The following is a 13,734-nucleotide window of genomic DNA, read 5'->3' on the forward strand; positions in this document are numbered from 1 at the left end:
GCCTTTTTGAATTTGTCCAACAGTTCAGGAAGCGATACAATGAATAGTACTCTATAAAGTGAATCGTTTCACAATAATATTTTTTAGCAGGAGAGGATCATATGATTCATTTGGAAAAAGAAAGCGGACGTATCCGTCTTGTACTCGATGCCTATTTTATGGGAGAAGATATCGTTGTGCTCATATCAGGCGGTGATCAGCCTCACTTGGGGACGATTACAGCAGGGGCTAGGCTTGAGTCGATTCAAACCGTGCAATTGCAAAACCACAAGGAATTTTATATTACTGAAGAAATTGCAGTTCGCTTGCGTAAAGAGTTTGCGGGTAACTTCGCCATTTGCTGCGGGACGCATTTGGATCATGCAACCAAGGACGAAATCCGAATGTTGACAGACATGGCTATACAAATGGGAAAAGAGCTCATTGAAGAACTTAAGCAAGTACGCTTGTAGCGACCTTTTTAAGTGAACTCCTGAAAGAGTAGATTGCGATAGGGATATTTACTAAAGGGATACTTAAAGAGCAATGCAAATCCATTATCCTCAATGTCTACAGATTTTAGCGCAGAGGATGGAATTAAACTACGGATCATTACCTGAACTGCACGCTGGTCTTGCCTGTTGATCGCTTTGGCTAAGGCAGAAGCAAAGCATTCATTGCGTGCCAATTCGCGATACAGCGGAAAAACGGCTTTGGCAATGGCGCGATGAACCTTCGGTTCAAATGTAAACTGCACCATCCCGGGTGGAATCGTCGTACCGTTCGTATAATAAAGCATTGGTGGCTGAGCTAAAAAGGAAACAAAGTAGCCGATCCCATTCGTGCCTAAGCCTTGCTTGGCGGCAAATGGCGCTACTGAGCAGAGAAGGGATTTCATCCGATCCAAATTACCCTGAACGACAGCTCGTGACCATTGGACGGCAAAAGCACGTCGGGTCGCAATAGCTTTGTAAAATGGCAGCATGGCGGCGGATATTTTCCGAAGTGTCTCTGCATGTAAACGTGGGTGAGGCGAGCCCTTTCTGCGGGATGTTCCACGATATAACATAGCTCCGTCCTCCTTGGCAGGATGCTCTCATGGAGCGCAATTTATCTGTAATAGGTACAATACTGTATGCCCGGTTATCTCAAAAAGTGCTAAGATGCTATGCTGCTACTTTTTAACGTTCTAATTTAAAAAATTGAAATAAGTACTGTCCTGATTTGTAAGATTGTGGTACCCTAGAACTTATATATTGTTATTATAATTATTGGAGTTGAATTAAACAGATGAGTGACTTGTACAAGGAGCCTCGATCTTCCGATCCCTTTCAGGAGCCGAACGATTATAACGCCCCATTTAACCAGCCCCCAGTGGTCCCACCTACAAATAGTAAAGCTGTTGCGTCGATGGTGCTCGGGATTTTATCTGTTGTCATTCCCTATCTTGGGTTGATCATCGGAATTGTAGGTATTATTTTGTCCAGTCTTTCCCTGAAGGAAATTAATCGTCATGGTGAGCAAGGCAGAGGCATGGCTATTGCTGGACTGGTATGTAGTATTATCGGCACACTAATTTATGCACTGATTATCATTTTCTTGGTTATTGTTTTTGTTGTGGCGGCTTCCAGTGGCGACTCGGATATTTTTTCAGACATTTAATGAATTAAAGAATGCTTGAGTCAGACTAACCATTCACGATTTGCCTATTGGATGTTATGATAGAGGGAGTCCAATCAAGGAGAGTGAAGCTGTATGGCACGTACTCAAACACAAAAAGCGTTAAGCAAGGCGAAACGCGCCGGGATCTATTGCGCGGCACAGAGCCGCAAAACGAATGATCATTATGGCGAGATTTCACAGCACACGCGAATGAAGCCGACCAAGCAGGAACAATTACAAAAGGTCAAGCACAAGAAGCGACTCGTTCAGGGTGACGCTTCTTTTTTTGTCTTAAGCGAAGTCGAAAAACTTCAAGGAAGTGAATGTATAGGAGCGGGTAGTATTTTCTATAATATAGCTCAAAAAGAACTTGATAATAATTATCATTCTTGTTAGAATCATAAGAAAGAAGGAACCCTGGCAGGGGCTCCTTCATGATAAAGCTATGGTTTGGCTTGAAAACTAAGGTCTACTTTGCTTCAAAGGTTTTGCAGTCTGTTTCTTCGGACGTGTGAGTGTTCGCAGGCTTGTTGCTTACGATATAAATGGAGCTTGCGCTGCATTTATTATCCTGAGCCCAGTACGTGCATGAGTTGACTTCGCACAGAACGTCTTTTGCCATATTGTTCACCTCCTTATAGGAATGTGATGGGCTGAGCAAATACAATCACAGTCAGTCAAGGTAGGACTTGTCCAGCTGTGTGTACCCTCTTGGTAAGAAGAGGGATTTTGCTATGCCTACTTGTACAATATCAAAACAATTTTAAAATTGCAATGTTTGCGTCATGTTGCAGAGCCAAATAGACACAAGAGTTCCTTTTAATTAAAAAACAAAAGCTGTCCCTATGCAGAACGAAATGTTCTTCTGCCGGAGACAGCTTTTTTATGTTTTTCTAAACGAATGGCGGCACTAAAAGACTTAGCGCACGTTAGGAATATTTACGATGGGATCAATATCAGCATCATACTCTACACCTTCGAATTCAAAGCCGAACAGCTGGAAAAATTCGCGACGATATCCTTCAAGATCGGATAATTCATAGATATTTTGGGTCGTCAGTTCCTCCCATATGTTCGCAACTTCTGCCTGCACATCCTCGCGCAATTCCCAATCATCAATGCGAATGCGACCCTCTTCATCTACAGTAGTTTCTGGGGCGTACAGACGCTCGGCAAATAGGCGGTAGCTCTGTTCTATGCACCCCTCATGCAGCCCTTTTTCCTTCATCACCTTATACAAAGCGGAAATATACAGAGGAACGACAGGGATGGCCGAGCTGGATTGGGTAACGAGTCCTTTGGTGACTGCGACGAAGGCGCGTCCACCTGTGGCTTTCAGCTGGTCGTTCAGTTGGCGTGCTGTCGCCTCCAGATGATCTTTTGCGCTTCCGATACTGCCTTCTCTGTAGATGGCTTGGGTAATATCTGAACCGATATACGAAAAAGAGAAGGTAGTGGCGTTATCAGCGAGTACACCGCCTGCACGCAAAGCGTCAATCCACAATTTCCAATCCTCACCACCCATAACCTCTACAGTCCCCTGTACTTCTTCTTCTGTAGCCGGTTCGAGCGTCACGCTGCTGACTTCACCGGTGTGAAAGTTAACGGTCTTATTCGTATAGGGCTCACCAATAGGTTTGAGCACGGAATTAGACGTTTCGCCTGTGCGGGGATGGGTACGGCGACCTGAAGCAACACTGTAAACCACCAGATCGACTTGTCCCAGTTCTTCACGAATGGCTTCCACCGTTTTGGCTTTGACTTCATCCGAGAAGGCGTCTCCTGTCACGCTTAAAGATTTAAGCCCAGCTTCCTGAGCGGCTTTTTCAAATGCAGCAGAATTGTACCAGCCTGCTGATGCTGTGCGTGTAGCCGTAGCATTGCTAGGACGATATACACCAATTGTATTGGCACGCGCACCGAAAGCGGCCGTAATTCGAGAAGCCAACCCATATCCGGCAGATGCCCCGATCACAAGCACATTACGAGGTCCGTGGATAGCAGGACGGGCTAGTACATAGTCAATTTGCTCCTGAACATGTTGGGCACAGCCCACCGGATGAGCAGTGGTGCAGATAAAGCCACGTGTTCTTGGTTTGATAATCATGTTATTGTAATTCCTCTCTTCTTGTAGCAATCTTCACCCTTACTATTTTAACTTTTAACAATTTTTTTTCAAACGTGGATTTCAGTAAGTATCCTTTTTACCCAAAAGTGTATCCCTGTACAGGGTGGCAAGTGCCTAAGAGTCTGCATATGATGCTGTAACGATAAACATGAGAAGGGAGAGAGCTGCTTGAAGAACAAGAGCCGCAAAACCAACAGAAACAAAAAGCCGCTCTATCGTGTAATTGACCCGGATATGAATGAGTTAAGTATGATACAACGCTCAAAGCCACTGCCTGCGGAGAGGGAGACAGAAGCAAGACTTCATCAAGTTGCTTCTCCGCCTCCCCCAACTACAGAGGAGTCGGAGATACAGACAGTTGTCGAGCCTGAAGTCGAGGCTCTGCAAGAGAAAGAGATTGAGGTTGCAGATGTAGAGGAGACTCCAGCTTTGATGGAAGAACCTCCACTGCCAGAGCTAGAACCAGAGCTAGAACTAGATCCAGAACCGGAACCTGAACCAGAGCCAGAACCAGAACCAGAACCAGATCCAATTGATGTGGAAGAAATTTTGAACAATAAGAAGGCTCCACATGTAAACAATGCTTTCATCTATACAGACGATTTGAGTGATCTCGCTGTGACGGGTGAGAAGATCGCTCCTGCTTCCATAGATTCCAGCAAGCTGAAACAAGAGAGTATTCAAACGGAATCTTTAGCAGATTATGCTGTTCATACCATTAAAATAGCTGACGGTGCTGTGACTGCTTCGAAGATTGCTCCCGACTCCATTACGGTCGAGCATCTGTCGGACGCATCAGTGGCAGGCAGTAAATTGCAGGATCGCTCTATTAGTGGTGAAAAACTTCGGGATGGCAGCATCACTCCAGAAAAGCTGGCGGATAAAATTATTAGCGGCGATCATATTGCCAATGGCTCGATTGAGAGTCGTCACTTCAAGCAATGGATCGTGTCTTCAGATATGCTTCAAGATCAGTCGGTCACCTCAGATAAAATTCGCAGCGGTACGATTCAATCGAACAATTTGGCGAATGAAGCTGTTGATAGCTCCAAGCTGGGTGATCAGTCTGTGACCACCTCCAAACTGCGGGATGGGGCTGTGGATGGAGCTAAAATCCAGGCAGGCAGCATTGAGAGCGCACACCTGACCGAGCATGCCGTTCTTGCCCGGCATCTAGCTCCGGGTTCGATTAATCGCAAGCAGCTATCCAACGGTATTGTAGGCCGAGAACAATTGGAGGAAGGCGTTGTCAGCGGACGTCATCTGGAGTCTGAGGCAGTCACCAGTACGCACATTCAGGCAGGAGCGATTGAAAGAAAGCATCTCAGTCCCGGCTCCATCGGGGAAGAGCAGCTTGGAACGGGCCAAGTGACAGCACGGCATATCGCGGATCGGAGTATTCAGTCCAATAAACTGGCAGATCAGTCTGTAGGCTCATTGCAAATTGTCGATCAATCCGTCACTTCATCCAAAATATCGGATCAGAGTATTCTCCCGCACAAAATTGCCGATGAGGCGGTACTTACTAGACATATTGCAACAGCAGCCATACAAGGACCCCAGATTTCTCCAGAGGCAGTCTCTTCCGTGCATCTTCAATCCGAAATTATTCGGAAGGATCATATCGCATCAGAGGCGGTTACGGAGCAACATTTGCATTCCGGGGCTGTGACAAGCGAGAAAATAGGGAAGGGTGCAGTTCTGGATCACCATGTGGCGAATCAGGCTATCAAGGAAAATCACATTGCTTCGAGCGCTATTAAGTCTGACAAAATCGCTGACGAGGCGGTTATAGAAACTAAAATTAGCACAGGGGCGGTAACCGGAAATAAAATTGCGTCTCAAGCCATTACCCACGTACACATTGCAACGGGAGTCATCCGTGAAAACCACCTTGCCGACAATAGTGTGGGCGGAAAGGCGTTACAGGCTCAAGCGGTGGACTCAACTCATTTGGCCCAGAGCTCTGTACAGAGCAAGCATCTTGGGGAAGATAGTGTCGGAACCGCGGCGTTGCAAGAACAGTCCGTTACCGCAGACATACTAGGCGAAGGCGCTGTTCAAACCGCGCATTTGGCCAGCGGTGCGGTATACTCCCACCATTTGCAGGATCATGCCGTTACTTCGTTGAAACTATCGCCGGAAAGTGTGGCTACGGATAAAATTAATGATTTGGCAATTACTGCACCTAAGTTAGCTGAGGGCAGTGTCACTTCCTCCAAGCTGTCTGCTCGTTCTGTGCAGCCATGGCATATTACAGATAAAGCGGTGCTAAGCAACCATCTGGCTGTTGAGGCAGTGGAGGCGAATCATCTTGCTCCGGAATCCGTCACCTCCAACCATTTGCAGTCTGCTTCGATCCAAACCAAACATCTCGCCCCGGATAGTGTGTCCGGCCATGCCCTTCAGTCGGAAAGCGTCACTTCCGAGAAGTTAGCGGCTCGGGCTGTGCAGGCTTCCAATCTGGCGGAAAACAGCGTGGGACCCGGACATTTGGCTGCACAGGCCGTACACACCAGACATTTGGCCGCAGGAGCAGTAGAGGACACGATATTAGCCCAGAATGCTGTGAAGTCTGAGCATCTTGCAGCAGAATCCATCCAATCCGAGCACTTGCAAAGCGGGATCATTCAGGGAGAACATATTGCATTGCAAGCTATAGCGACTCCGGCCATACAGGATGAAGCGGTTACCTCTGCTAAACTGTCAGAGGAAAGTGTAACCTCCACTAAGCTGTCAGCCCATGCAGTGCAGTCCGGGCATATTATGGATGAAGCTGTACAAAGCAACCACTTGGCTGTGGCAGTTGTGGACTCGACCCACCTGGCATCTGGAGCGGTCACCTCGGTGCACCTACAGGCCTCCTCGGTGCTTACGAGACATTTGGCCCCGGATAGTGTGTCCGGTCGTGCGCTTCAAGCGGAAAGTGTGACCTCGGAAAAGCTGGCAGCCCGCTCGGTACAAGGAATGAACCTTGCAGAAGGCAGTATCGGCCCTTCACATCTATCTGTGCAGTCCGTACACACGCGGCATTTGGCAGCTGGAGCGGTACAGGATAGAGTGCTGGCAGAGGGAGCAGTGAAGTCCGTGCACATTGCCCCGGAATCGATCCAGCCGCACCATCTGCACACTGAAGCCATTCAGGGCGAGCATATCGCATCCCAGGCCATATCGACCGATGCTTTGCAGGATGCGTCCGTTACGTCTGATAAATTGGCGGATGAGGGTGTGACTGCCGCCAAACTGTCGGCCCACTCGGTACAGTCGTGGCACATTACAGACGAAGCGGTGCAAGGAAATCATTTGGCAGAAGAGTCCATCCAGTCGAACCATCTAGCGCCGGAAAGTGTAACCTCAGCCCACTTGCAGTCTTCGTCAGTGCTCACGAGCCATCTGGCCCCGGATAGTGTGTCCGGCCGTGCGCTACAAGCGGAAAGCGTCACCTCGGATAAGTTGGCAGCCCACTCAGTGCAAGGAACGAATCTTGCGGAAGACAGCGTCGGCCCGTCACATTTGTCTGCACAGTCGGTACACGCCCGGCACCTGGCAACAGGTGCAGTACAGGATACAACGCTGGCAAAGGGAGCAGTGAAGTCGGTACACATTACCCCGGGGTCCATCCAGCCGCATCACCTGCACACTGGAAGCATTCAGGGCGAGCATATCGCATCCCAGGCCATATCGACCGATGCTTTGCAGGATGAGTCCGTTACGTCTGATAAATTGGCGGATGAGGGTGTGACTGCCGCCAAGTTGTCGGTCAACTCGGTACAGCCGTGGCACATTACAGATGAAGCGGTGCAAGGAAATCATTTGGCGACAGAAGCCATCCAGTCAAGCCATCTGGCCTCGGAATCCGTTACCTCTCGCCATTTGCAGGCTTCCTCAGTGCTTACGAGCCATTTGGCGCCAGATAGTGTATCCGGTCGTGCACTACAGGCGGAAAGCGTCACCTCAGAAAAGCTGGCAGCACGCTCGGTACAAGGGACGAATCTTGCGGAAGGCAGCATCGGCCCGTCACATTTGTCGGCACAGTCCGTACACAGCCGGCATCTGGTAGCCGGAGCGGTACAGGATAGAGCGTTGGCAGAGGGAGCAGTGAAATCTGTGCATATCGCTCCAGAATCGATCCAGTCGCACCATTTGCACACTGGAAGCATTCAGGGCGAGCATATCGCATCCCAGTCGATATCGACTGATGTTTTACAGGATGAGTCCGTTACGTCTGATAAATTGGCGGATGAGGGTGTGACTGCCGCCAAGCTGTCGGCTCACTCCGTACAGCCGTGGCACATTACAGATGAAGCGGTGCAAGCTAATCATTTGGCAGAAGAGGCCGTTCAGTCGAGCCATCTGGCGCCGGAATCTGTCACCTCAGCTCACTTACAACCTTCGGTGATACTTGCGAGCCATTTGGCACCAGAAAGTGTATCCGGTCTTGCGCTACAAGCGGAAAGCGTCACTTCGGAAAAGCTGGCAGCGCGCTCGGTGCAAGGGACGAATCTTGCGGAAGATAGCGTCGGTCCTTCGCATTTGTCCGCACAGTCGGTACACACTCAGCATTTGGCAGTCGGCGCAGTCCAGGATACAGCGCTAGCCGAGGGGGCAGTGAAGTCGGTACACATTGTCCCGGAATCGATCCAGCGGCATCATCTGCAAACTGGAACCATTCAGAGCGAGCATTTGGCATCCCAGTCGATATCGACCGATGCCTTACAGGATCAGTCCGTTACGTCTGATAAATTGGCGGATGAGGGTGTGACTGCCGCCAAGCTGTCGGCTCACTCGGTACAGCCGTGGCACATTGCGGACGAAGCCGTGCAAGCCAATCATTTGGCACAAGAGACCATCCAGTCGAGCCATCTGTCACCGGAATCTGTTACCTCAGCCCACTTGCAGTCTTCGGCGGTGCTTGCGAGCCATCTGGCTCCGGATAGTGTGTCTAGTCGTGCGCTACAAGCGGAAAGCGTCACCTCAGAGAAGCTGGCAGCCCACTCGGTGCAAGGAACGAATCTTGCGGAAGGCAGCGTCGGCCCGTCACATCTGTCTGCACATTCGGTACACACCCAGCATCTGGCAGACGGTGCAGTCCAGGATACAGCGCTAGCCGAGGGGGCAGTGAAGTCGGTACACATCGCCCCGGAATCGGTCCAATCGCACCATCTGCCTACTGGAACCATTCGGGGAGAGCATCTGGCATCTCAGTCGATATCGACCGATGCCTTACAGGATGAGTCCGTTACGTCTGATAAATTGGCAGATGAGGTCGTGACAGCTGCCAAAATATCTCCACATTCCGTCCAGCCATGGCACATTACGGATGAAGCCGTGCAAGCCAATCATTTGGCAGAAGAGATCGTTCAGTCGAGCCATCTGGCGCCAGAGTCCGTCACCTCAGCCCACTTGCAGTCTTCGACTGTGCTTGCGAGCCATCTGGCCTCGGATAGTGTGTCTAGTCGTGCGCTACAAGCGGAAAGCGTCACCTCGGAGAAGTTGGCGGTCCACTCGGTACAAGGGGCGAATCTTGCGGAAGGCAGCGTGGGTCCTTCGCATTTGTCCGCACAGTCGGTACACACCCTGCATTTGGCAACTGGCGCAGTACAGGATACAGCGCTGGCAAAAGGTGCAGTGAAGTCCGTGCATATTGCCCCGGAATCGATCCAGTCGCACCATCTGCACACTGGAACCATTCAGGGCGAGCATCTGGCGTCCCAGTCAATATCGACGGAGGCCTTACAGGATGAGTCCGTTACGTCCGACAAACTGGCAGATGAGGTTGTGACAGCTGCCAAAATATCTCCACATTCCGTCCAGCCATGGCACATTACGGACGAAGCCGTGCAAGCCCATCATTTGGCAGAAGAGACCATCCAGTCGAGCCATCTGGCGCCGGAATCTATCACCTCAGCCCACTTGCAGCCTTCGGCAGTGACGATCCAGCATATTGCGCCAGGGAGCGTATCTGTTCACGCGCTCCAGGCAGGCAGCGTGAACGCTGAGAAGCTTGCGCTTCGCGCGGTGCGTGCTTCGAATCTGGCGGAAGCCAGTGTAAGCTCCGTACATTTGACAGAGCATGCCGTGCACTCCCAGCATTTGTCCGATGGGGCGATTCAAGAGTCAGCACTGGCAGAGGGGGCTGTGCAGTCCCGTCACATTTCACCGGATTCTGTTCAATCTGAGCATTTGCAAGCAGGAGCTATTCAGTCACAGCATATCGGCTGGCAGGCGGTGTCAGAGCAAGCTATACAGGATGGAGCAGTGACGTCCGGCAAACTCGCAGATGGAACGGTGGAGTCCCGCCATGTGGCTGAGGAGGCAATTGAAGGTCAGCATATTGCAAAGGAAGTCATTGATTCGCACCACATAAAGCCCGGCTCGGTGACACTGGATCAATTATCCACAGATATTCATCTCTCGGGGCTTTTACCGGAGGAAGGGATCAGTGGCGACAAACTTCAGGCAAACAGTATATCCCGCGGCCATCTGCAGGATCAGGTCGTCAACAGTGAGGTGCTAAGCCCAGAAGCTGTAGGTCCAGAGCATCTACAGGCTGCTGCGGTACAAAGTCATCATGTGGCAGAGCAGAGCATCGAAGGTCATCATCTGGCAGAAGGTTCCGTTGGCTCACGTGAGCTGGAACTGAATGCAGTGACACCGGAGCATTTGAGCATCACCCCGGTTCGTACTTGTGCGAACCAGCCTGCATTACAGCAGTTTGGCAGAGCGCCGTTTCTTTTAAAAGGAAGCGAAGGAGAGACGGAAGTAACCATTGTATTTGGGGAGCCATTTGTGAACCCGGACTACACGTTGGTAGCGATGACGAACCATCCTCTCTTTCATGCAACACTGAAATCCCAGACGACTAATGGAGCGGTGATCGTTGTAACCAAGTGGAGTGAAACCGCGCATAACTACGGTATTATTTCCTGGATTGCCATCGGTTAGTGGAGATGATGGTTGCAACACTTATAGCGTGCAGACTCATGTGTTTTCCAGATACAGAGCTGCACGCTTTTTCATATACTTTTCACATATTTGCTCCACAATTATCCCGAATTCTCCTGATAAGCTAAAGATACTTTAAAGGAGAGGTGATTCAATCATGAAAAAATGGACTAAAAATGCAGCAGCCGTATTGACCGTAGTAAGCGTACTGGGAGGAGCAAGCAGCGCATTCGCCGCTACAGCAACCACAACTCCAGCCACCACTGCACCAGCCATCAAAACTCCTGCGGTTACGACTCCTGCTAGCAAAGCACCGTCAAAAGCGCCTGCAACGAAAACACCTGTGGTGAAAGCACCTGTTAAAAAAGCTGCAACAGCTCATAAAGCAACAACCAAAGCAAAAAAAGCTCCTGCCAAAAAAGCCATTGCGAAAAAAGTGGCAAGCCACAAAGCAAAAGCAGTGAAAGCAAAACACCGCACAGTTAAACATCATGTGAAAAAACATAACGCTGTTCAACACAAGGTAGCAGCACATAAAACTCGTGCACAACATGTCGTAGCTAAAAAAGCAACCCATAAAGTTCCAGTAAAAAAAGCAGTCCCAGCCAAAACTGCTCCAAAGGCAGCAGCTAAAGTAGTAACAACTAAGAAATAAGGTAGAAAATAAGGTAGAAGTGTAGTTAGCTTTCAGTTCACCTGGCATATACAGCAGCGATTCATGATAAGAAAAGACGGGACCGGGAACGGTATACCCGTCTTTTGTCTATTCTGCTGGGCTTCTGTTAAGCTTAAAGAAAGGATGCTAGCATCCAGAACAACGGCAAGGGGTTAAGGCCATGACAAAAATAGTAGTAGTGGATGACGATGTGTTCATTTTGCAATTAATATCTGAATATTTGAAAAAAGAGTCCTACGAGGTAACTTCCTTTTCCAGTGGGAAAACATTGGTAGAGCATATCCGAACAAACCGTCCAGATTGCCTCGTGCTTGATATTATGATGCCGGGCATTGACGGGCTTTCTCTATTGACTCAGCTTCGTGAGTTTACAGAAATGCCGATCATTATGATCTCCGCGCGCGGAGAGGAAAGTGACCGTATCCACGGGCTGGAATTGGGATGCAGTGATTTTTTGACCAAGCCCTTTAATCCAAGAGAGCTGGTGGGAAGGGTCAAAGCGATGCTGAGACTGAGCAAGGCGGGCACGTCTGCATCCGATGACAAGCAAGCAGCAGAGAGCACAAATCTTTGCCATGCAGGCAATCTGTGCATTTTTGCTGACTTTCGTAAAGTTACAGTAGACGGACAAACGTTAAATTTGACCTCACGTGAATTCGACCTGTTGCTGTTTCTTGCGAATCATCTGGAAAGGCCTTTTGGCAGAGAGCATTTGATTCAGCAGGTGTGGAGCTATGACTTTATAGGTGATGTGAGAGTCGTAGATGATCTGGTCAAACGTATTCGCAAAAAGTTGGCAGAATACCACTCTACGCTTGTCATTAACACGGTATGGGGATTTGGATATAAAGCAACGGTTCAGGAGATGTAGCCATGCGTACGATGAGAGCCAAAATTCTGCTGTCCCTGTCCATTGCCATGCTGATTACTGTCTGTATTACGGTGGTCTTATTTATTAGGCTCATCGATGACATTCTGGTGAATCAGGCCAAATCCAAGCTTCATGAGCAGGCACGCAAAGCCGTCCACATTATGAGTGACGGAGGCTTTGATCGACTGGATAATGCCGAATTTAACTATGTTATCAAGGGTGTGCTTTTATCTGCCGATTACTTTATTTTAAGCACGGATAACCGCATCATCGACTCCAGCGTCTCTGGGATGGAAGGCAAAAAGATCGAGCATTTGCTTTTGACCCGCCAAGGATTTTTTGCATCGGTTCATCCCTCTGCCCACGATCTGGTTACTACACATGAAGGCGTTGCGGTGCTTCAAGGTAAAAAGGTGTTGTTTACGAATGAAGAACTGCCCGGACAACCTTTCCGCATCTTTGTATACTCACCCTTATCTTCTTTGAGAGCCCTCTATGTACCGTTAATGAGGACTACGTTACTATCGATCGTAGCGAGTTTTCTGGTGATTCTCGTTATTGGTCTGATGATTGTTTCACGTCTGGTGCGTCCACTCAAACGATTGAAAGAGGCGGTAGGCAACTATGAGCCGAATCAGCCACAGGATAGTGAGTTTCCGCAGGCGGACAAAAGCGAAATTGGCGAACTAATAGGCACCTTTCATTCCATGTCGGCCCGCATTCAGCAGCACCACCACAGCCAAATTGAATTTCTGCAAAATGTATCACACGAGCTAAGGACACCGTTAATGTCCATTCAAGGTTATGTATATGCCATTCAGGATCAAGTAGTATCCCAGGACGAGGGACTGAGCATCATTAAAGTGCAATCCCAGCGATTAATTGATATGGTGGAAAAGTTGCTTCAGCTATCGAGGCTGGAGGCGTTGAATGAGGAATGGCCTGTCTCTCTGATTGATCTGAGAAGTATGGCGGAGGACGCTGTTCATCTATTGATGCCGATGGCCAGTGAACGCTCTATCTCGCTTCGAGTGGAGGGAGAGGGTCTGCATGTGGCCGTTCCGGCTGAGCAATTATTCCGCATGATATTGAATTTGCTGCAAAATGCAGTTCGACACACCTCTACGGAGGTTGTCATTCATTTGGAGACGGGGACAACGGCGGAGGTTGTGTGGGTTATGCATGTAGATGATGATGGGAGAGGACTAACCGAGTCTGAAGCAGCCGAGGTGTTTGGAAGATTCTATACAGGATCAAATGGCGTCACGGGACTAGGATTGGCCATCTGCCGTCAAATAGCCTCCCGACTGAATGGAGAACTACTTTGTACACGATCGCCATTAGGTGGTGCACGCTTTAGTTACATTCAACACATGTTATAAATGAGGCAAAAATGGTTAAAAATGATCACTTTTTCGCTTATATATACCACTAACGTGACATATCATGAAAGGTTTTTGGTGATATTTTAGA

At 49.1% G+C, this 13,734-nt stretch carries 10 protein-coding genes; 7 read left to right on the top strand and 3 right to left on the bottom strand.

Features of this window, described 5'->3' with window-relative positions:
• Positions 1 to 101: 101 nt before the first annotated feature.
• Entirely contained in the window at positions 102 to 452 is a 351-nt protein-coding gene (gene lpdD / locus G7035_RS15365) for a prenylated flavin chaperone LpdD (protein WP_019688259.1), read from the top strand.
• A gap of 8 nt (positions 453 to 460) precedes the next feature.
• Here the strand turns inward: lpdD and G7035_RS15370 are convergent, their stop codons facing one another.
• Positions 461 to 1,048: a hypothetical protein gene (locus G7035_RS15370; protein WP_019688258.1), complete on the bottom strand. Its 588-nt coding sequence runs from the start codon at positions 1,046 to 1,048 to the stop codon at positions 461 to 463.
• 221 nt (positions 1,049 to 1,269) lie between these two features.
• On the opposite strand from G7035_RS15370, the gene G7035_RS15375 reads away from it, so the two are divergent.
• On the top strand, positions 1,270 to 1,641 hold the full coding sequence (locus G7035_RS15375) for a DUF4190 domain-containing protein (RefSeq protein WP_016818700.1): 372 nt from the start codon (positions 1,270 to 1,272) through the stop codon (positions 1,639 to 1,641).
• A 93-nt stretch (positions 1,642 to 1,734) separates the two neighbouring features.
• Positions 1,735 to 2,037: a hypothetical protein gene (locus G7035_RS15380; RefSeq protein ID WP_016818701.1), complete on the top strand. Its 303-nt coding sequence runs from the start codon at positions 1,735 to 1,737 to the stop codon at positions 2,035 to 2,037.
• 73 nt (positions 2,038 to 2,110) lie between these two features.
• Here the strand turns inward: G7035_RS15380 and G7035_RS15385 are convergent, their stop codons facing one another.
• On the bottom strand, positions 2,111 to 2,263 hold the full coding sequence (locus G7035_RS15385; protein ID WP_017426780.1) for a DUF1540 domain-containing protein: 153 nt from the start codon (positions 2,261 to 2,263) through the stop codon (positions 2,111 to 2,113).
• Between the two features lie 297 nt (positions 2,264 to 2,560).
• Positions 2,561 to 3,748 (bottom strand): enoyl-ACP reductase FabV, encoded by a 1,188-nt coding sequence (fabV, locus tag G7035_RS15390; RefSeq protein ID WP_019688257.1) that lies wholly within the window; start codon positions 3,746 to 3,748, stop codon positions 2,561 to 2,563.
• Positions 3,749 to 3,937: 189 nt separating this feature from the next.
• Between fabV and G7035_RS15395 the strand changes: the two genes are divergently transcribed.
• The 4 genes from G7035_RS15395 to G7035_RS15410 all read left to right on the top strand — a co-directional run bounded on the left by G7035_RS15395 (position 3,938) and on the right by G7035_RS15410 (position 13,643).
• Entirely contained in the window at positions 3,938 to 10,714 is a 6,777-nt protein-coding gene (locus G7035_RS15395) for a WIAG-tail domain (RefSeq protein WP_019688256.1), read from the top strand.
• Positions 10,715 to 10,871: 157 nt separating this feature from the next.
• Positions 10,872 to 11,369: a hypothetical protein gene (locus tag G7035_RS15400; RefSeq protein WP_019688255.1), complete on the top strand. Its 498-nt coding sequence runs from the start codon at positions 10,872 to 10,874 to the stop codon at positions 11,367 to 11,369.
• Between the two features lie 181 nt (positions 11,370 to 11,550).
• On the top strand, positions 11,551 to 12,261 hold the full coding sequence (locus G7035_RS15405) for a response regulator transcription factor (RefSeq protein WP_016821908.1): 711 nt from the start codon (positions 11,551 to 11,553) through the stop codon (positions 12,259 to 12,261).
• Positions 12,262 to 12,263: 2 nt separating this feature from the next.
• A complete protein-coding gene (locus G7035_RS15410; protein ID WP_016821907.1) occupies positions 12,264 to 13,643 on the top strand; it encodes a sensor histidine kinase in 1,380 nt (459 codons plus the stop codon).
• Positions 13,644 to 13,734: the final 91 nt, after the last annotated feature.

Source organism: Paenibacillus polymyxa (genome assembly GCF_015710975.1).
GTDB lineage: Bacteria > Bacillota > Bacilli > Paenibacillales > Paenibacillaceae > Paenibacillus > Paenibacillus polymyxa.

Bases quoted from the DNA above. Each gene is read 5' to 3' on its own strand.
- G7035_RS15410 (WP_016821907.1), top strand. From the start codon at position 12,264: ATGCGTACGATGAGAGCCAAAATTCTGCTGTCCCTGTCCATTGCCATG.
- fabV (WP_019688257.1), bottom strand. From the start codon at position 3,748: ATGATTATCAAACCAAGAACACGTGGCTTTATCTGCACCACTGCTCAT.
- G7035_RS15375 (WP_016818700.1), top strand. From the start codon at position 1,270: ATGAGTGACTTGTACAAGGAGCCTCGATCTTCCGATCCCTTTCAGGAG.
- G7035_RS15400 (WP_019688255.1), top strand. From the start codon at position 10,872: ATGAAAAAATGGACTAAAAATGCAGCAGCCGTATTGACCGTAGTAAGC.
- G7035_RS15370 (WP_019688258.1), bottom strand. From the start codon at position 1,048: ATGTTATATCGTGGAACATCCCGCAGAAAGGGCTCGCCTCACCCACGT.
- lpdD (WP_019688259.1), top strand. From the start codon at position 102: ATGATTCATTTGGAAAAAGAAAGCGGACGTATCCGTCTTGTACTCGAT.
- G7035_RS15385 (WP_017426780.1), bottom strand. From the start codon at position 2,263: ATGGCAAAAGACGTTCTGTGCGAAGTCAACTCATGCACGTACTGGGCT.
- G7035_RS15405 (WP_016821908.1), top strand. From the start codon at position 11,551: ATGACAAAAATAGTAGTAGTGGATGACGATGTGTTCATTTTGCAATTA.
- G7035_RS15380 (WP_016818701.1), top strand. From the start codon at position 1,735: ATGGCACGTACTCAAACACAAAAAGCGTTAAGCAAGGCGAAACGCGCC.